16 protein-coding genes and 1 tRNA gene are annotated in these 16,588 nt (G+C 60.3%); 8 read left to right on the top strand and 9 right to left on the bottom strand.

What is annotated here, in order from left to right:
- Nucleotides 1-130 precede the first annotated feature (130 nt).
- On the top strand, nucleotides 131-2,266 hold the full coding sequence (locus ASD00_RS34960) for a sodium-translocating pyrophosphatase (RefSeq protein WP_025426530.1): 2,136 nt from the start codon (nucleotides 131-133) through the stop codon (nucleotides 2,264-2,266).
- A gap of 70 nt (nucleotides 2,267-2,336) precedes the next feature.
- On the opposite strand, the gene ASD00_RS34955 is transcribed toward ASD00_RS34960, so the two are convergent.
- Nucleotides 2,337-2,843, bottom strand: coding sequence for an outer membrane protein assembly factor BamE (locus tag ASD00_RS34955; RefSeq protein ID WP_025426531.1), 507 nt, complete (start codon nucleotides 2,841-2,843; stop codon nucleotides 2,337-2,339).
- Between the two features lie 138 nt (nucleotides 2,844-2,981).
- On the opposite strand from ASD00_RS34955, the gene ASD00_RS34950 reads away from it, so the two are divergent.
- The 6 genes from ASD00_RS34950 (at nucleotide 2,982) to ASD00_RS34925 (ending at nucleotide 7,514) form a co-directional block, all read left to right on the top strand.
- Nucleotides 2,982-3,521, top strand: a complete 540-nt coding sequence (locus tag ASD00_RS34950; protein ID WP_025426532.1) for a ubiquinol-cytochrome C chaperone family protein — start codon at nucleotides 2,982-2,984, stop codon at nucleotides 3,519-3,521.
- Between the two features lie 98 nt (nucleotides 3,522-3,619).
- Nucleotides 3,620-4,171, top strand: coding sequence for a DUF177 domain-containing protein (locus ASD00_RS34945; protein ID WP_025426533.1), 552 nt, complete (start codon nucleotides 3,620-3,622; stop codon nucleotides 4,169-4,171).
- Between the two features lie 201 nt (nucleotides 4,172-4,372).
- The gene (plsX, locus tag ASD00_RS34940; RefSeq protein ID WP_057211438.1) at nucleotides 4,373-5,431 is read left to right on the top strand and encodes a phosphate acyltransferase PlsX; all 1,059 of its coding nucleotides are present in this window, start codon (nucleotides 4,373-4,375) and stop codon (nucleotides 5,429-5,431) included.
- A 4-nt stretch (nucleotides 5,432-5,435) separates the two neighbouring features.
- Nucleotides 5,436-6,407 carry a beta-ketoacyl-ACP synthase III gene (locus ASD00_RS34935; protein ID WP_057211437.1) on the top strand — a complete coding sequence of 324 codons (972 nt, stop codon included), beginning with the start codon at nucleotides 5,436-5,438 and terminating at the stop codon, nucleotides 6,405-6,407.
- Between the two features lie 92 nt (nucleotides 6,408-6,499).
- A complete protein-coding gene (locus tag ASD00_RS34930; RefSeq protein ID WP_025426536.1) occupies nucleotides 6,500-6,838 on the top strand; it encodes an integration host factor subunit alpha in 339 nt (112 codons plus the stop codon).
- Between the two features lie 139 nt (nucleotides 6,839-6,977).
- A complete protein-coding gene (locus ASD00_RS34925) occupies nucleotides 6,978-7,514 on the top strand; it encodes a MerR family transcriptional regulator (protein WP_025426537.1) in 537 nt (178 codons plus the stop codon).
- Between the two features lie 409 nt (nucleotides 7,515-7,923).
- On the opposite strand, the gene ASD00_RS34920 is transcribed toward ASD00_RS34925, so the two are convergent.
- Nucleotides 7,924-8,157 carry a hypothetical protein gene (locus ASD00_RS34920; RefSeq protein ID WP_025426538.1) on the bottom strand — a complete coding sequence of 78 codons (234 nt, stop codon included), beginning with the start codon at nucleotides 8,155-8,157 and terminating at the stop codon, nucleotides 7,924-7,926.
- Between the two features lie 344 nt (nucleotides 8,158-8,501).
- Here ASD00_RS34920 and ASD00_RS34915 point away from each other — a divergent pair.
- A tRNA-Pro gene (locus ASD00_RS34915) sits at nucleotides 8,502-8,578 on the top strand.
- Between the two features lie 110 nt (nucleotides 8,579-8,688).
- Here ASD00_RS34915 and ASD00_RS34910 read toward each other — a convergent pair.
- The 7 genes from ASD00_RS34910 to ASD00_RS34880 all read right to left on the bottom strand — a co-directional run bounded on the left by ASD00_RS34910 (nucleotide 8,689) and on the right by ASD00_RS34880 (nucleotide 16,521).
- Nucleotides 8,689-9,531, bottom strand: a complete 843-nt coding sequence (locus tag ASD00_RS34910) for a glycosyltransferase family 2 protein (protein ID WP_025426539.1) — start codon at nucleotides 9,529-9,531, stop codon at nucleotides 8,689-8,691.
- Between the two features lie 11 nt (nucleotides 9,532-9,542).
- Nucleotides 9,543-10,598: a glycosyltransferase family 2 protein gene (locus tag ASD00_RS34905; RefSeq protein WP_081788848.1), complete on the bottom strand. Its 1,056-nt coding sequence runs from the start codon at nucleotides 10,596-10,598 to the stop codon at nucleotides 9,543-9,545.
- A gap of 122 nt (nucleotides 10,599-10,720) precedes the next feature.
- Nucleotides 10,721-11,911: a glycosyltransferase gene (locus tag ASD00_RS34900; protein WP_225906178.1), complete on the bottom strand. Its 1,191-nt coding sequence runs from the start codon at nucleotides 11,909-11,911 to the stop codon at nucleotides 10,721-10,723.
- On the bottom strand, nucleotides 11,908-13,152 hold the full coding sequence (locus tag ASD00_RS34895) for an O-antigen ligase family protein (protein WP_025426542.1): 1,245 nt from the start codon (nucleotides 13,150-13,152) through the stop codon (nucleotides 11,908-11,910). The genes ASD00_RS34900 and ASD00_RS34895 overlap by 4 nt, the downstream gene beginning before the upstream one ends.
- Nucleotides 13,149-14,711, bottom strand: a complete 1,563-nt coding sequence (locus ASD00_RS34890; protein WP_057211436.1) for an undecaprenyl-phosphate glucose phosphotransferase — start codon at nucleotides 14,709-14,711, stop codon at nucleotides 13,149-13,151. The genes ASD00_RS34895 and ASD00_RS34890 overlap by 4 nt, the downstream gene beginning before the upstream one ends.
- Before the next feature lie 56 nt (nucleotides 14,712-14,767).
- Entirely contained in the window at nucleotides 14,768-15,940 is a 1,173-nt protein-coding gene (locus ASD00_RS34885; protein ID WP_057211435.1) for a glycosyltransferase family 4 protein, read from the bottom strand.
- A 5-nt stretch (nucleotides 15,941-15,945) separates the two neighbouring features.
- Nucleotides 15,946-16,521 carry a polysaccharide biosynthesis/export family protein gene (locus tag ASD00_RS34880; protein WP_025426545.1) on the bottom strand — a complete coding sequence of 192 codons (576 nt, stop codon included), beginning with the start codon at nucleotides 16,519-16,521 and terminating at the stop codon, nucleotides 15,946-15,948.
- Nucleotides 16,522-16,588: the final 67 nt, after the last annotated feature.

The raw sequence follows: 16,588 nt of genomic DNA, 5'->3' as shown, positions 1-16,588 counted from the left end.
ATCTTTCGTTGCAACCGCACTCTGGCCGCGCCGTGAGGGGTGCTGCTTGAGGAGGTGGTGCGTGATTCGCGGATTTGAGGGGCCTGCGGCCGGGAGTGAGTCCGCGGGTTGAAACGGAGGGTAATGCGAAATGACCATTTTGTTGGGCGTTATCGCATGCGGGTTGCTCGCGGTGGCTTATGCCATCTGGGCAACACGGTCGGTGCTTGCCGCCGACCAGGGGAACGCCCGCATGCAAGAAATCGCAGGCTACATTCGTGAGGGGGCGCAGGCCTATCTCACACGTCAGTACAGAACCATTGCCATCGTCGGCGTCGTCGTTTTCATCGGCGCCTGGGTTCTACTTTCTTCCGCAGCCGCGTTCGGCTTTCTCGTTGGGGCAGTGCTTTCGGGCGCTGCCGGTTTCATCGGCATGCACATTTCCGTTCGCGCAAACGTGCGCACCGCGCAGGCGGCTTCGGTCAGCCTCGCATCCGGCCTCGATATTGCCTTCAAATCCGGCGCGATCACCGGCCTTCTCGTCGCAGGCCTCGCCCTGCTCGGCGTATCGGTCTATTACCTCATCCTGACAGCAGGTCTGGGTCACGAGCCCGGTTCGCGTGAAGTGATCGACGCGCTGGTGGCGCTCGGCTTCGGCGCATCGCTGATCTCGATCTTTGCCCGTCTCGGCGGCGGCATCTTTACCAAGGGTGCTGATGTCGGCGGCGACCTCGTCGGTAAGGTGGAAGCCGGAATCCCGGAAGATGATCCGCGCAACCCTGCGACGATTGCCGACAACGTCGGCGATAATGTCGGCGACTGCGCGGGCATGGCGGCCGACCTGTTCGAAACCTACGCTGTCTCGGTGGTCGCAACCATGGTGCTGGCTTCAATCTTCTTTGCCGGCACGCCAGTGCTCTCGACCGTGATGGCTTACCCCCTGGCGATTTGCGCGACCTGCATCATCACCTCGATCATCGGCACCTTCTTCGTCAAGCTCGGCAGCAACAACTCGATCATGGGCGCTCTCTACCGCGGCCTGATCGTGACGGGTGCGCTGTCGATCGTCGGCCTGGGTGCGGCCACATCGCTGACGATCGGCTGGGGTTCGATCGGCACCGTCGCGGGCCAGGATATTACCGGCTGGAACCTGTTCCTGTGCGGTATCCTCGGCCTCGTGGTCACCGCATTAATCGTGGTCATCACCGAATACTACACTGGCACCAACAAGCGCCCGGTGAACTCCATCGCGCAGGCGTCGGTCACCGGTCACGGCACGAACGTCATCCAGGGCCTTGCAGTCTCGCTGGAATCGACGGCATTGCCGGCGATTGTCATTGTCGGGGGCATCATTTCGACCTACCAACTGGCCGGCCTGTTCGGCACCGGGATTGCCGTAACCGCGATGCTTGGCATTGCCGGTATGATCGTTGCACTCGACGCCTTCGGTCCGGTGACGGACAATGCGGGCGGCATCGCGGAGATGTCGCATCTGCCGCCGGAAGTGCGCAAGTCTACCGACGCGCTCGATGCCGTCGGCAATACGACGAAGGCCGTAACCAAGGGCTATGCCATTGGCTCGGCCGGGCTCGGCGCGCTGGTTCTGTTTGCGGCCTACGCCAACGACCTCAGCTACTTTGCCGCCAATGGCGACAAATATCCGTACTTCGCTGATGTCGGTCAGATCTCCTTCGATCTCTCGAACCCCTATGTCGTTGCCGGACTGATCTTCGGCGGCCTCATTCCCTATCTCTTCGGCGGCATCGCGATGACGGCCGTCGGGCGTGCGGCAGGTTCGATCGTCGAGGAAGTGCGCCGCCAGTTCCGCGAAAAGCCGGGTATCATGGCCGGCACGGAAAAGCCGGACTATGGTCGCGCGGTCGACCTGCTCACCAAGGCGGCGATCCGCGAAATGATCGTTCCGTCGCTGCTGCCGGTTCTGGCGCCGCTCGTCGTCTATTTCGGCGTGCTGTTGCTGTCCGGCTCGAAGGCATCCGCTTTCGCGGCACTTGGCGCGTCGTTGCTTGGCGTGATCGTCAATGGCCTGTTCGTGGCGATCTCGATGACCTCGGGCGGCGGCGCCTGGGACAACGCCAAGAAGAGCTTTGAGGACGGTTTCGTCGACAAGAACGGCACTCGGCACCTCAAGGGCTCCGAAGCGCACAAGGCGTCGGTGACCGGTGATACTGTCGGCGATCCCTACAAGGATACGGCAGGCCCCGCGGTGAACCCGGCAATCAAGATCACCAACATCGTGGCGTTGCTGCTTCTGGCAGTCCTTGCCTGATCCTATCCCCAAAACGCAAAAGGCCCGCGGAACATCGTTCCGCGGGCCTTTTCTTTGCGATCGGGTGAACTTAGTTGCCGAAGTCCTTGAACAGGCTTCGCGCTGCAGCCTGTCCGGCGCCGGGGCCGGTCAGCAACTGGCCGAGGAAGCTCGTTTCCTTGCCGCCGGTCGGCGTCGTACGCGTCAGCATGTCGAAGACCTTGCCGTCCTTGAGCGTGTAGTGCGCGAGCTGGCTGACCGTGCCTTCCTTGTCGAAATAGACGGCAAGAATCGACTGGTCGACGAGCTGCGGCTTCATGAACGCGACAGGCCGTTTGCGGGTCTGCGAGATGTAGTAGAATACCTCGTTGTCGAAGGTCGCGGTCGTCGACGGTGTGCCGAGCGAAAGCATGACCTGTTCACGGCTGGAACCGACCGGAACGAGATTTAGCGTTTCCTGGTCAACCACATAACCCTGGTGGAGAACTTCACCGACATTAGCGGACTGGCAGGCGGAGAGAGCAATGGTGCTAACAGTCGCTACGGCCGCAACTCGGCCTAGGACCTTCAAATTTGTTCTGAAAAACCGCTTCGTCAACGACAGCTCCCTTTGGAGTAACGATGGCATATCCGCCATTGCAATTCGTGCATGCTTCGGTAAACCAGCTTCGGCTATCATGCAACAACGTCATGGGCGCTTGCGCGCATTTCGAGAAAGCCAAAGCTGGGCTTTGTGATGATTTTTGGACTGTTCAAAAGAAAAAGCGGCAATATTGCGATTGTCGAACGGCAATATGCATTGTTGACCGCGGCGGCACGTCAGCCGCACCTCTATACGGACCTCGACGTGCCCGACACGGTGATGGGGCGTTTCGAGATGCTGTCGGCCGTGCTGATCCTTTATTTCCGGCGCACGCGCGGGTCGGCGCGCGCCGGCCAGGAGATCGCTCAGGAGATCGTCGACGCCTTCTTCGAGGATGTCGACCATTCGATCCGCGAGCTTGGCGTCGGTGATGCCGGCGTGCCGAAGAAGATGAAGAAGCTGGCCGGAATGTTCTATGGCCGGCTCGAATCCTATGCGGCGGCACTCGAAGGTCGAGATGCGTCCTCGCTTGCTGCGGCGCTGAAGCGTAACTTCTATCCGAAGGGCGATCAGGGTGAGCCGGGGATGGATGGCCTGGCTGCCTATCTCCTCTCTGTCGAGGAGCGGCTCGCGACTGAACCGGAAGAGCGCGTCGAAACCGGCCAGTTGCGCATCCCCACCGCCGGAGAGTAAGAGACGCCATCGATGCCCGTGCGCCCTTGAACCTGGCGTGCGGCACTATCCGCGAAGAGCGTGCCGGCAACGGCGCCCGCGCGAGGAAGGATCTGATCATGAAAGACGATAGCCGACCGGCATTCTCCTACCCGGTGAAGGTCGGGCATATCTCGGCCAATGCCGTGACCGTGCGGCTCTCGGCAAACGAGAGCGAACGGCAAGCGCTTGCCGAACTCTGGGATGTGCGCGAAGTCCTGTCGCTTTCAGCGGATCTGCAGATCGCGCGCTGGAAGAAGGACGGTGTCAAGATCAAGGGTGACGTTACCGCTCGGATCGTGCAGTCCTGCGTCGTGACCCTCGAGCCAGTCGAGGCCGATATCAAGGAATCCATCGATTCTATCCTCGTACCGGAAGGATCGAGGCTCGCCCGCCAGGCCAGCAATGATGGCGGTGAGATGATCCTCAGCCCCGACGGCCCCGATATCCCCGATACCTTTACCGGCGACACGATCGATGCCGGCGTCGTCGTCAGCGAGCATGTGGCGCTGGCGATCGAACCTTATCCGCGCAAACCGGGCGTGACTTTCGGTGCGCGCATCGAAAGCACGGCGGCCGACGACGAGAAGCCGAACCCGTTTGCAGCGCTGAAGGACTGGAAAAAGGACTGAGGCCGCCAAAGCCTCCCCTACAATTCGGTTGTCACGCGGGCGAAAAGCAGTATTTTGGCCCGACTCCGGCCAAATGAGCCGCCGCAGCGACCTGCCGCGTGCCTGGCTCAAGCGTCAGAAGCAATATGTATCGTCGTTGCGTTCGAAAGCGTGCGCCACGGCAGCACGTGTTGTGTGGCAGGAAAAAAGGATAAGACACGCGTGGTCAGAATTTCTCTTGACGTGATGGGCGGCGACCATGGTCCTGAAGTCGTCATCCCGGGCGCCGCACGGGCGCTTGAACGTCATCCGGACATAAGGTTTGTCCTGTTCGGCATAGAAGCGCAATGCGCTGATATCTTGGCCAAACACCCCAAGCTCAAGGCCAATAGCACCTTCCACGATTGCGAGATCGCAGTCGCCATGGATGAGAAGCCGAGCCAGGCGCTGAGGCGCGGCCGCGGCAAGTCGAGCATGTGGCGGGCGATCGATGCGATCAACGCCGGTGAGGCCGACGTCGTCGTCTCGGCCGGCAATACCGGCGCGCTGATGGCCATGTCGGTCTTCTGCCTGCGCACGATGCGGGGCATCCAGCGCCCGGCGATCGCCGCGATCTGGCCGACGCTCAAGGGCGAGAGCATCGTGCTCGACGTCGGCGCCACCATCGGTGCCGATGCGCAGCAGCTCATGGATTTCGCGCTGATGGGCGGCGCCATGGCACGAGCGTTGTTCGAGATAGAACGCCCGACCGTCGGCCTGCTCAATGTCGGCGTCGAAGAAATCAAGGGCCAGGAAGAAGTCAAGGAAGCCGGGCGCCTCATCCGTGACGCCAATATCGAAGGCTTCGATTATTACGGTTTCGTCGAAGGCGACGATATCGGACGCGGCACCGTCGACGTAGTTGTCACCGAGGGCTTCTCCGGCAATATCGCGCTCAAGGCCGCCGAAGGAACGGCGCGACAGATCGCCGAATATCTCCGCGCGGCCATGTCGCGCACGCTGATGGCCAAGATCGGCTACATCCTGGCCAAAGGTGCCTTCGACCGCCTGCGCGAAAAAATGGACCCGCGCAAGGTTAATGGCGGCGTCTTTCTCGGCCTCAATGGTGTCGTGATCAAGAGCCATGGTGGCGCCGATGGCGAGGGCTTTGCGGCCGCTATCGACGTCGGCTATGACATGGTGAAAAATGGCCTGAAGGCGAAGATCGAGATCGATCTGGCGAAGTACCATGGCGCCGAGCCGCCGAGCGCGCTTCCCGCCGGCATGAATGATGAGGTTTGAATAAATGATCCGTTCCGTCGTTCGCGGCTTCGGTGCAGCGTTGCCGAAGCGCATTGTCACCAATCAGGAGCTGGAATCCAAGGTCGATACGTCAGACGAGTGGATCGTGCAGCGCACCGGCATCCGCCAGCGCTACATCGCCGGCGAAGGCGAAACCACGGCGTCGCTTGGCGAGGCCGCTGCACGCGCAGCACTGGACAATGCCGGGCTGACGGCGGCTGATCTCGACCTGATCATTCTGGCGACGTCAACGCCAGACAACACCTTTCCGGCAACTGCGGTCAACATTCAGAACCGGCTCGGCATGCACCATGGCGCGGCCTTCGATCTGCAGGCGGTCTGTTCGGGCTTCATCTACGCGGTAACGACGGCGGACGCCTATATCCGTGGTGGGCTGGCAAGGCGTGTTCTGGTGATCGGTGCCGAGACGTTCTCACGCATTCTCGATTGGTCCGATCGCACGACCTGCGTGCTCTTCGGCGATGGCGCTGGCGCGATCATCCTGGAAGCCCAGAAAGGCGAGGGCACGATTGCCGATCGCGGCGTGCTCACTGCCAAGTTGCGCTCCGATGGTGCGCATCGCGAAAAGCTTTATGTCGATGGCGGACCATCGACAACGGGTACCGTCGGCCATCTCAAGATGGAAGGCCGCGAAGTCTTCAAGCATGCCGTCGGCATGATCACCGACGTGATCGAGGCCGCCTTCGAGGCCACGGGAACGACGGCGGAAGACATCGATTGGCTCGTGCCGCACCAGGCCAACCGCCGTATCATCGATGGTTCGGCCAAGAAGCTCGGCATCCCGCTCGATAAGGTTGTGGTAACAGTCGATCTCCATGGCAACACCTCTGCCGCGTCCATTCCGCTGGCTCTGAACACCGCGGCGGCGGACGGCCGGATCAAGAAGGGCGATCTCGTTCTGCTTGAAGCCATGGGGGGTGGCTTCACATGGGGCTCCGTTCTGATACGCTGGTAAAAAATGCTGAGGCAACGCAGGCGCTTGACCGCAAAAGGCAAGGGCAATAGTCTTCGGTCGCTGATCGGCGTGCCAGACATCGGTGGGGGAAGATGAGCGGAAAAACAGTAACACGAGCAGACTTGGCTGAGTCGGTTTTTCGCAAGGTGGGTCTGTCTCGTACAGAGTCTGCCGAGTTGGTGGAAACCGTCATTGACGAAATATGCAACGCAATCGTGCGTGGCGAGAGTGTGAAACTATCCTCCTTCGCGACCTTTCAAGTTCGCGATAAGAACGAGCGCATCGGCCGCAACCCGAAGACCGGTGAGGAAGTGCCGATTTCGCCGCGGCGGGTGATGACCTTCAAGGCGTCTAACGTCCTGAAGCAGCGGGTGTTGAAATCGCATCTGAGCCGCAAGGCCAAGCTGAAGCCGGCCTCTCCCGTATCGTAAGCGGAGGTCGGCAACCACAATGTGGTTGAAAACCCATCCATAAGCCGTTGAAATGGAGCCGATTCGTGCGATCATCGCACGACATCGGTTCATTGCGCTTAGGCTTGCCCTGAGTCGCATGACATGGAATGGGAACGAAATGGAAAAAAGCCCCGACGCTTTTCGCACCATCAGCGAGGTCGCCGACGATCTCGATCTGCCGCAGCACGTCCTGCGCTTCTGGGAAACACGCTTCCAGCAGATCAAGCCGATGAAGCGTGGTGGCGGCCGGCGTTATTATCGCCCTGAAGATGTCGACCTGCTGAAGGGCATCCGTCACCTGCTCTATGATCATGGCTACACGATCAAAGGCGTGCAGAAGCTGCTGAAGGCCAACGGCAACAAATTCGTGGCGGCGATCGCCAGCGGCGATCTGGCGACGGTTGAGGCCCTGGCCGCCTCGAGCAACGAGGAGCCGCTACCGCCGAAGGCCGGCTTGTCCGACGAGGATCAGATCGTCGGTCGCGCCAAGGCGCCAGCCAGCCGCCGCTTTTTCTCCTTCGGCGGCGGCAATGACGACGTTCCGGAAATCTCTCTCGGCAAGTCCTCCTCCGTCGGCAAGGAAGATCGGGCGCTGCTTCAAGAGGCGCTTTACGATCTCCTGGAATGCAAGCGTTTGCTTGATCAGGCGCGGTAACTGGCGCCTGCTGATTCGGCAGCGAAGGTTGCGCGTCGGCGAGGCAGAGGCGCAGGCCGCGAAAGTAGAGGGGCTGTGCAGGTCACGCCGGAGGATTGCGGCAACTACGCCGGTCCCGAGCTGATGAAGCACGCCTCGATCCTGTCGCATAGTCGAATCACTTCACCGATGCAGGTGCGCGCTAAGGGTGTTCTTTGGGTGTCCTTTGATGGACTGCACAACTCCTTAAATTGACGGTGATTCAAGGGGGCTGCGGCGGGCCTTTAGCCGTGACTCATTCGACGTACACCCGTCGGCGTTCGCCTGAGAGCGAGAGCTGATCGCAAAGGGACCCCAGGGCCTGAGCTATTTTGCGCGAGGTCCTGATGGTTCTGGAAGATCGCGGATAGGCGGAAAGCGGTCCTGCATGTCAGGCAGCGTTCAGATCCGCAATCTCGCCGAACTGGACCAATAGGCGAGGGCTACTCATGTCGCCGCTTTCTTCGTCCACCTGGACAGCATAGGCGGCGACGCCGACATGCCTCGGCGCCATAGCCGCCGCAACCTTCTCTGCCCCAGCCGCGGTCGTGGCGGCACGCATCTCGCCGGGCGCGAGCCCACCGCGAACGCGTTTAAAGGGCATGATGATAAATTTCTCTGACATGGCAAAGCCTCCAATTTGTTCTACAAATGTTCTGATGCTGGTCAGAAGTCAACGGCTTAATTCTGCGGGAGACCAATCGCTCGTTTGCGCTGCAGAAAGACGGGCCTAGCTGGGTTGCCAGCCCTGTGAAGGGAGGGGCGAAGCGGCGGTGTGGCGACAACCGTTGCCGGCAGTGACCGCCGCGTTCACATGGAGTGTATTCTAGACCGACAATCGCAAAGTTTTGACCTGTGGGACTTCTCGTCCCATTTTCCACTTATCCACGCCGTTTGTTCCTTTTTCCTGCCGGGCCCGAAATTCCCGCTTGCGCTCTAAGCGTTGAGAATATAGGGATTTCCTCGGTCCGGAGCGTAGCGCAGCCCGGTAGCGCACTTGACTGGGGGTCAAGGGGTCGTGGGTTCGAATCCCGCCGCTCCGACCATTTCAATCACCAAGCCCCCAAGGGGTGATTGATAAATTCCTTCGTTTGTTGATTTTCCGTTGTCGCCAACTAGGCGGCTATACGGCGCCGCCAACTCACCCGTCTGAGCGTCAGAGGCCGAAAATCCGATACCTGGTCTTACGCCTGGCATCGTTCCAGCACATGCGGAATAGCATCAATCGGCTGTAGAGGGATGCGGGAGGAAGCTTGTCTTTGAGCTTGTAGCAGCCGATCGTGTATTGCCAGCGAGCTCGAATTTTTGCTGTGATGGATGTCACCATGTATTTTTTGTCCGAACCGGATCCCTCGGTGAATTCGTAGACAGGGCCGTCGGTGTAGGCGACGAGGTCGCGAACGACGAACTCCGTGACGACATAGGAGCTGAGCGCCCAGACCGCGCCTTCGTGCCACCGCTTGAGAACGATCTCGTCGGCTGCAGCAGACCGGAAGACGCCGTAGATCCACTCGGACGGATACATGAGATTCCGCGGGGCTCGGCCGCGTACGTAGCGTTCCTTGAAACGGAAAATGTCCTGGTTCGGCTTGGCGTGTTTTACTTTTGTGCCGTCGACGCGCTCGACGTTGCCCACGGCCAGCATTTTACTTGGATCCGCATCCAGCGATGCGACGAGTTCCTGCAGGAAGTCGGGTGTTGACGTGTCGTCGCACGCGCGAAGGCAGAAGTATTCGCCTTCGCATGCGCCTATTCTGAACGCCTTGGCAAATTGCTCGAGCGCGCTCAGAAAATTGGCGTTCTGAATAACGGAAAATCGCGGATCCCTTGCGCAAAATGCTCTGGCGATCTCTAAGGTGTCGTCGGTCGAGCCATTTTCCAGGATAAGTGCCCTGAAATCGGACAGGGATTGGTCCGCAATGCTCTGCAGACTTCGCTCAAGCGTTTTTGCGCCGTTGTGGACCGGAAAGACGACGACGATCTTGGATTTTTCAGGCATGGCTACACGTGTTACCGTCTGGGCTCAGTTGGAGCAATTGGCGTAATGAAGCCAAGGTCGAGCAACTGCTGCGAGCCGGTAAACTTCAATGAGTCGTCGGACTGTAGCTGCAGCGTCCCTTTTTTCGCGATGACATCCGTCATCTTCGAATACGCAGCCGCATTGTCGAAATATTGCCCGTCGCGTGCAGCCTCCGTTATTTCCTTCTCGTAGTCTGAGAAAAACTTGAAGTGGAGCAGGGCGCCCATCATGCTCGCGAAGTTTCTCCGATATGGAAGCGGTTGATGTATGCTGGGGCCGAAGCGACAGTCATCGTCCCAGTATATCAGGGGGTACTTGATGAGTTCGAGGTCTGCGTCGAATTCTCGTTTGCGCGCTCCGCCCTTGATTGAAATCGCCCGTTTGGTTGTAGACAGCGTGTACCCGGAGCTATCGAGGTGGTCCGCGATTTCCCAAGGCGCGCGCGAGCTCAGCAGATTGGCGTCCGCTTTAGATAGGTCGATGGGATACATATCGAGCATGGGCGCCGGCAGTCTCAGCGCGCCTGCCTTTTCAAGACAGTGTATAACAGACCAGAGTGTCCTGGTTTCGAACCCGTCATAGACGAGGAATTCATCGGAATCGACATTGACGTACCACCTTGGGCCGCCATAGAGGCCCAAAAGTGTCTCGCGCCATGCTCGGCCGCGGCGTGCGTCCTTGTAGCGGACAGGCGAAACCCACAGGTCCACATCGTCCTGTTTGAGGAGGAATTCTCTTGTTCCGTCCGTGGAGACGTCGTCCACGCAAATGAAGCGCGTTACACCTAGCTGCCGATAGTGCGAAAGGAATGCGGGAACCAGCTTTGCGTCGTTGTGCGTCAGGAAAACAAGCGGAAGTTCGTCGGGATATAGTGACGTTTGGCCGTGATGACTGACGCAACGCAGGCTAACGGATGTCGCTTTGCGCCGTTCGCGCCGTTCGACCTTCAGCGTTTCATACCAAGTGGAGAGACGCTCCAGTACCCCCCTGTCAGCGATCGAAGTCGCGTCGGCTTGAGCCCTGAAGGGATAGTTGATTTCGGCCATTCCCGCCCCAGTATAGCTTCCAGATATTATTTCGACTTAGATGAAAAGCTACGGTTTCGCAATGTTTGCGGTATGCCTACATGTCGTCATGCAGGTCGTCGTCCCAAAACCGTGTTATGTAATCAGGCGGTTACCCTGATACGTCGTCGTTCCGCCAGCTTCCAATAGAGCATCTCGGTTTGGTCGAGCATCGCGTCGAGCGTGAAGCGCTCCTTGAGGCTGTCGGCTGCCGCCGCGAGCTTCCTGAAGGTGGCTGGCGTAGCGGACGCAGCCATAGTCTTGGCAAGCTCCGAGATATCGTCGGTATTCTGCACGATGAAGCCGTTGTGACCATCCTCGATCACGGTTCGTGCGCCGCCGATATCGCTGGCAATGATCGGCTTTCCGGCCGCCGCCCCCTCCAGCATGACGTAGGACATCGCCTCGTAGCGGCTCGGCATGACCAGCACATCGAAGGCAGGGGCCGCTTGCGGACCTGTGAATGCGGATGTCAGATGCATCCGGTTCTGTAGGCCGCTCTCGGAAATGGCGGTGCGAACCGTGCCTTCGAGCTCGCCGGCGCCAACCATGACGAGATGACTGTCTTTCACCGTCGCGGCGATGTTCTTAAAGGCGGCAACGAGCCGTTCGGGTGCCTTCTGCGCGGTCAGCCGGCCGATGAACCCGAAGACAAATGCGTTCGGCGCAATGCCGAAACTAGCCCTTATGGTCGTTGCCATATCCCGTGAGGGCGGAGCAACGCCATTGACGATCACCGACATCCGCTCCTCCGGCATGTATAGCGAAACGGCGTGGGAGCGCTCGTCGTCGGACACACAGATGAGATGGTCGGTATAGAACCAGGCGAGACCCCATTCGATCGCGCCATAGATCAGCCTGCCGCCGCGTCCCAGTGTCGGATCCAGCGTACGGAAAGCGTGCGGCGTGTAGATGCGCGGCAAATGGCGACCGGGCAAGCGCAGGCGCGTCAACGCTCCGGCCTTGGAGCTGTGGCCGTGAACGATATCGAAAGGGCCATGATCGCGCATAATACGACGCAGCGTCAGGAAGGCTGGGATGTCGGTGGGCCCTGGGGCACGCTTCATGTCGACGGCGTGAACAGCGGGAAGGCCAATAGCCTTCAGCTCGCGCACGAAACTTTCCTCGGCTCGCACCGGTGAGTAGACCGCCTCGACGTGATGCCCGCGGAGATGCATGCCGCGGCAGAGATCGATGAAATGCCGGCCCGATCCGCCACCGCTCGGCTCGAGGACTTCGAGCAGGCGCAGCGGCGCGGCGGCGGGGCGATTTGGCAAAGGATATTCCATGTTCATTGCTGCCATCCGGCCCGCATTGTTCGACGATGGCGGTATTCGAGGGCGGCACATCCCCAGATGATGCCGAGAAGCATGTAGAAATGACGCCAGTGATCGGTATCGATGACATTGCCGACGCCCACATGACCGATCAGCGCGACCCAGGCGATCATCAGATAAACCTGCCAGGGGCGCTCGAGCAGCAGGAAGCGGAAACCGAGCGACAGCGTCCAGATGATAAGCGTGACGTAGCTGACGAAACCGAGCCAGCCGTAGGATGTCAGCGACTTCAGCCAGACGTTATGTTCGTCCTCGGGAAAGATCGTGCTGAAGACCATCGGACCGATGCCGAGCGGTTTCTCCATCGACATCAGGAAACCGATGCGGTGACGGTCGAAGCGGCCGAGGTGGCCGCCGTCATAGTCCTGCACGAGCTGCGAGCGGCTGGAAAAGAGCGTTGCCACCTGCTCCGATTGCAGCGCGGCCAGCAGGGCGCCGACAACAAAGACACCGCCGACCAGGGCGACGACGAGGATGCGCAGGCGGAAGAGGCCGTTGCGCTCCTTGAGCAGCATCACGAAGACGAAGGCAACCACGCAGAAAAGGTTGAGCGCCCATGCAGCACGCGAGAACGACAGGAACACGCCGAGCGCCAGCACCAGAAGCGCGGCGATCTTGGGCGGGGCCTTGTGGATCGGCTGCGTCAACAACCCGTGGATTAGATAGAGTGCGGGAACCGACAGGAATGGGCCGAACACGTTCGGGTCCTGGAAGGCGCCTTTGGCCCGGTCGTAGAGTGTGAAGTTTTCAGCGCCCGGGATTGCGCCGAAGTAGCCGAGAATACCAAGCAGGGCGGTCAGGACGGCAGCCGTGACCCAGGCGTTGAAGATCAGCCGGAGCCGCTGATAGCGATCCTCGATGATGGCGGCGTAAAAGACCGCCGACAGCGCCAGAAATCCGGAGACCGCCATGTACATCGGCCCCTTGGTCAGGTCGACCATCGTCATCAGCGACAGGATCCCGCCGATCATGAACAGGGTGAGCAGAGTAAGAAGCGGCGCGACATAGCGCGAGATTTTCAGGCCGAAGAGCGCCCAGAGCCCAATGAGGACCACCAGGAATAGCTCGTAGGGCGCTGGTTCGGCAATCACGAAACCCGACAGAAACACCACAAGCGCAACCAGCCATGAGCCGAAGAGCGAAAGCGCGGCGAGCTGGGGTCTAAAGACGATCGGCGGTGGTGTGTCGACGGTGCTCAATAGGCATTTTCCGTGTTGAGCAGCCGGAACGGTGTCAGGAACAGGATCTTCAGGTCGAAGAGCAGCGACCAGTTCTCGATGTAGTGGAGGTCGAAGGCCGTGCGCAGGCGGATCTTGTCGTCACTGTCGATCTCGCCGCGCCAGCCGTTGATCTGCGCCCAGCCGGTGACCCCGGGCTTGACGCGGTGACGGGCGAAATAGCCTTCGACGACGTCGGAATAGGTGCGGTTCTGCGTCTGCGCTAGCACGGCATGCGGGCGCGGGCCGACGAGCGAGAGCTCGCCCTTGAGCACGTTGAAGATCTGCGGCAGTTCGTCGATCGAGGACTTGCGGATGAAACGCCCAACCGGCGTGACGCGGGGGTCGCCCTTCGTCACAGCGTTGCGGGCGCTCGGGTCGCTCAAATGCGTGTACATCGAGCGGAACTTGTAGACCTCGATGGTCTCGTTGTTGAAACCGTGGCGCTTCTGCTTGAAGATGATGGGGCCGGGCGAGGTGGCTTTGACCGCGATCGCAGCCCCCAGCATCACCGGCCACAACAACACCAGGGCGACGATGCTGAAGAAGATGTCGAAGCCACGCTTGGCGACGGAATCCCAGTCTGCGATGGGTTTGTCGAAGATATCCAGCATCGGCACTTCACCGACGTGGGAATAACTGCGCGGCCGGAAGCGCAGGTTGTTGGCGTGCGCTGCAAGACGGATGTCGACCGGCAGTATCCAGAGCTTCTTCAGGAGCTGCAGGATGCGTTTCTCCGCCGTCAACGGCAGCGAGATGATCAACATGTCGATGCGCGCCAGGCGCGCGAATTCCACCAGCTCGTCGACCGTTCCGAGCTTGGGGTAGCCGGCGATGACATTCGGAGACCGACGTTCGTCGCGATCGTCGAAGATGCCACAGATCCTGATGTCGTTGTCGGTCTGATGTTCGAGTGTGCGGATCAGATCCTTGGCCGGCTGGCCGCCGCCGACGACGACGGCACGACGCTCCATCGTTCCGTTGCGGGCCCAATGCCGGATGGAATAGGCAATGAATGCGCGTTCTGCCACGAGGAAGAGCGCACCGGCGACGAACCAGCCGCCGAACCACACACGCGAATATTGATGACCGGACTTTAGAAAGAAAAGCGCGATGGCAATGCCGCCGAATGCGATCGCCCAAGAGGCGAGGATACGCGGAGTAAAGCGCAACCAGGCGCGAAGAGCAGGGACCTGGTAGGTGTCGGCGATCTGCATCGCGGCAACGGCTAGTGCGGAGCCACCAACGAGGATCGTCAGGTAAAGCGGCAGCTGATCGAAGCCGGGCTGCACATAAAGCGCATTGATGGCATAGCCGATGGCGAACAGTGCGCAGAACTCGAAAAGACGCATCAGGCCCATGATCATGGCGGGCGAATAGGTGTCTGCGCGGAATTGTTCGGCAATCTGTCGGGCGAGGGGGTTGAGTTCCGTCGACGGTTCGTCACCGGCTTTTTCGTCCGGCGCACGGGTACGGATCTCCGAAATCTTCTTGCGAAGCGCTTCGGGGTCGAAGGCTTCCGACCGCTTAAACTCGTTCATGGCTTCCTTCCGGCACTGAAGTCCGCACGGGATAGCAGAAAGCCACTAAGAAACGCTTACGTTGCAACCTGAGGCCTTATCGGAGCCGATTGGTCCCGGCACAAATCCCGGTAGAGCCGCAGCACCTCCGCCGTCATGACCGAGGCCGCGAAGCGGGACTTGAATGTCTTCGGGTCGGGCATCACGCGCGCGGACCAGTCCTTCTCGACGATTGCAGAAGCCATGATCGTGGCAAGTGACTGCGCGTCTGCCGCTTCGGCAAGAGCTGCGCTGTGCTTGCCGAGGATTTCCGGTATGCCGCCGACGCGGCTGGCAATCACCGGCTTTTGCGCCGCGAGCGCCTCGAGCACGATATAGGGCATGGATTCTGCCCGGGATGGAATGACGATGTTTCGTGCCAGCGAAAAGGCTTCGCGGGCGTTCATGGCAGGGCGCATGGTGATCCGTCGCCCGAGGCCCTGCTCGAACGTGAGGTCGCGGTATTCTTGCTGCTGTGGGCCGTCGCCGACCATCAACGCCGAGAGCGGCCGCCCGACAAGCCGTTCCGTGCGGGCAAAGGCATCCACAAAAAGATCGGGACCCTTCAGGTCCCGCATCATGCCGATATAGAGGAAGTCGACCGCATCCGGCCGCGCCTCTACGGCCTCGAACTCGCGATCGTCGATGCCGTTGTAGATCAGCTCGTAGTGCTCGCGCGGCTCGCCGACCTTGGAAAAATAAGTCTGGCGCTCGAAGTCGCAGACGAAGACGAGCGCGTCGGTCAGGCGTTCCTGAAGCCGCTCCAGCGGGAAGACGATCCGCCCGACAAACGACTTCGGGCTGTAGTGGAGACTGCCACCGTGCGGGGAATAGAGGCGGGCTACGCGATACCTGTTGACCCGCAAGGCTGAACCGATGAGGCGGGCTATGGCGCCACCTTTGGCGCCGTGCCCATGCAGCACATCCGGTTGCAAACTTCTGATTTCCTTGTAACAGCGCCAGAGCGCGGCAAAATCCCTTGGGCCGATCGAGCGATGGATCGGCATGCGGACGAGGCCCAGCGCCAGATAGGGCCGGATTCCGTCGAAGAGCGAATCCTCATAGGATCCGCCAGTGGTACTGTCGCAGAGGATGCCGACCTCATGACCCGCCGCCGCGTGCGCCTCCGCCAGCTCGCGCACATGGCGGAAAATACCACCGACGGGCGATCTGAAGCAGTGAATGATGCGCAAGGGACGCTGCGGCTGCATCGAGATCAGAACAGCCGTTCGCGAATGTAAATCGTATCGCCAGCCAGTACGGCATCGGTAATCGGCACGCGACCGGTGATGATCCGGCCGTTGATTTTACGCGTGACGTCGGCGCTGGCCTGGTTGGCCCGCGGCGAGAAGCCGCCGGCAACCGCAATCGCGTTCTGTATCGTCATTCCCGGCACATAGGCATATTGTCCTGCCTGGCCGACTTCGCCCATGATGAAGACCGAGCGATAGCGATCGACTTCGATGGTGACATCCGGATCGCGCAGATAGCCCTGTTTCAACTTTGCGGCGATCATGCCTTCGAGTTCGGGCAGCGTGTGGCCGCGCGAGGCGACGGTGCCGATCAGCGGAAAGGCAACATAGCCTGCCTGATCGACCGTGTAGGTACCACTTAGGCCTGCCTGCTCGAATACGTTGATGCGCAGCCGGTCGCCGCTGTCCAGCCGATAGGGCTGGATCGTTGCTTCGCTGAACGCTTTGGGTGCCGGCTGATAGCTTGTGCAGCCGCCGAGCAACATCGACAGTGCTGCCACCGTAATAGCGAGACCCGTCTTCATACCTGCGGTTGACATGCTGCTCTTCGGCTCCGGAAACGACCACCTCTCTCGCCGTTATCGATCCGTTAGGGTTAATAGCTGG

Origin of the sequence: Ensifer sp. Root31 (assembly GCF_001424825.1) — a bacterium.
Taxonomy (GTDB): Bacteria; Pseudomonadota; Alphaproteobacteria; order Rhizobiales; family Rhizobiaceae; genus Ensifer; species Ensifer canadensis.
This window is presented reverse-complemented; position numbering and strand designations above follow the sequence as displayed.

Excerpts from the sequence above, each read along its gene's own strand:
- ASD00_RS34960 (WP_025426530.1), top strand. The coding sequence starts at position 131 with ATGACCATTTTGTTGGGCGTTATCGCATGCGGGTTGCTCGCGGTGGCT.
- ASD00_RS34950 (WP_025426532.1), top strand. The coding sequence starts at position 2,982 with ATGATTTTTGGACTGTTCAAAAGAAAAAGCGGCAATATTGCGATTGTC.
- ASD00_RS34945 (WP_025426533.1), top strand. The coding sequence starts at position 3,620 with ATGAAAGACGATAGCCGACCGGCATTCTCCTACCCGGTGAAGGTCGGG.
- ASD00_RS34935 (WP_057211437.1), top strand. The coding sequence starts at position 5,436 with ATGATCCGTTCCGTCGTTCGCGGCTTCGGTGCAGCGTTGCCGAAGCGC.
- ASD00_RS34930 (WP_025426536.1), top strand. The coding sequence starts at position 6,500 with ATGAGCGGAAAAACAGTAACACGAGCAGACTTGGCTGAGTCGGTTTTT.
- ASD00_RS34925 (WP_025426537.1), top strand. The coding sequence starts at position 6,978 with ATGGAAAAAAGCCCCGACGCTTTTCGCACCATCAGCGAGGTCGCCGAC.
- ASD00_RS34920 (WP_025426538.1), bottom strand. The coding sequence starts at position 8,157 with ATGTCAGAGAAATTTATCATCATGCCCTTTAAACGCGTTCGCGGTGGG.
- ASD00_RS34910 (WP_025426539.1), bottom strand. The coding sequence starts at position 9,531 with ATGCCTGAAAAATCCAAGATCGTCGTCGTCTTTCCGGTCCACAACGGC.
- ASD00_RS34905 (WP_081788848.1), bottom strand. The coding sequence starts at position 10,598 with ATGGCCGAAATCAACTATCCCTTCAGGGCTCAAGCCGACGCGACTTCG.
- ASD00_RS34900 (WP_225906178.1), bottom strand. The coding sequence starts at position 11,911 with ATGAACATGGAATATCCTTTGCCAAATCGCCCCGCCGCCGCGCCGCTG.
- ASD00_RS34890 (WP_057211436.1), bottom strand. The coding sequence starts at position 14,711 with ATGAACGAGTTTAAGCGGTCGGAAGCCTTCGACCCCGAAGCGCTTCGC.
- ASD00_RS34885 (WP_057211435.1), bottom strand. The coding sequence starts at position 15,940 with ATGCAGCCGCAGCGTCCCTTGCGCATCATTCACTGCTTCAGATCGCCC.
- ASD00_RS34880 (WP_025426545.1), bottom strand. The coding sequence starts at position 16,521 with ATGTCAACCGCAGGTATGAAGACGGGTCTCGCTATTACGGTGGCAGCA.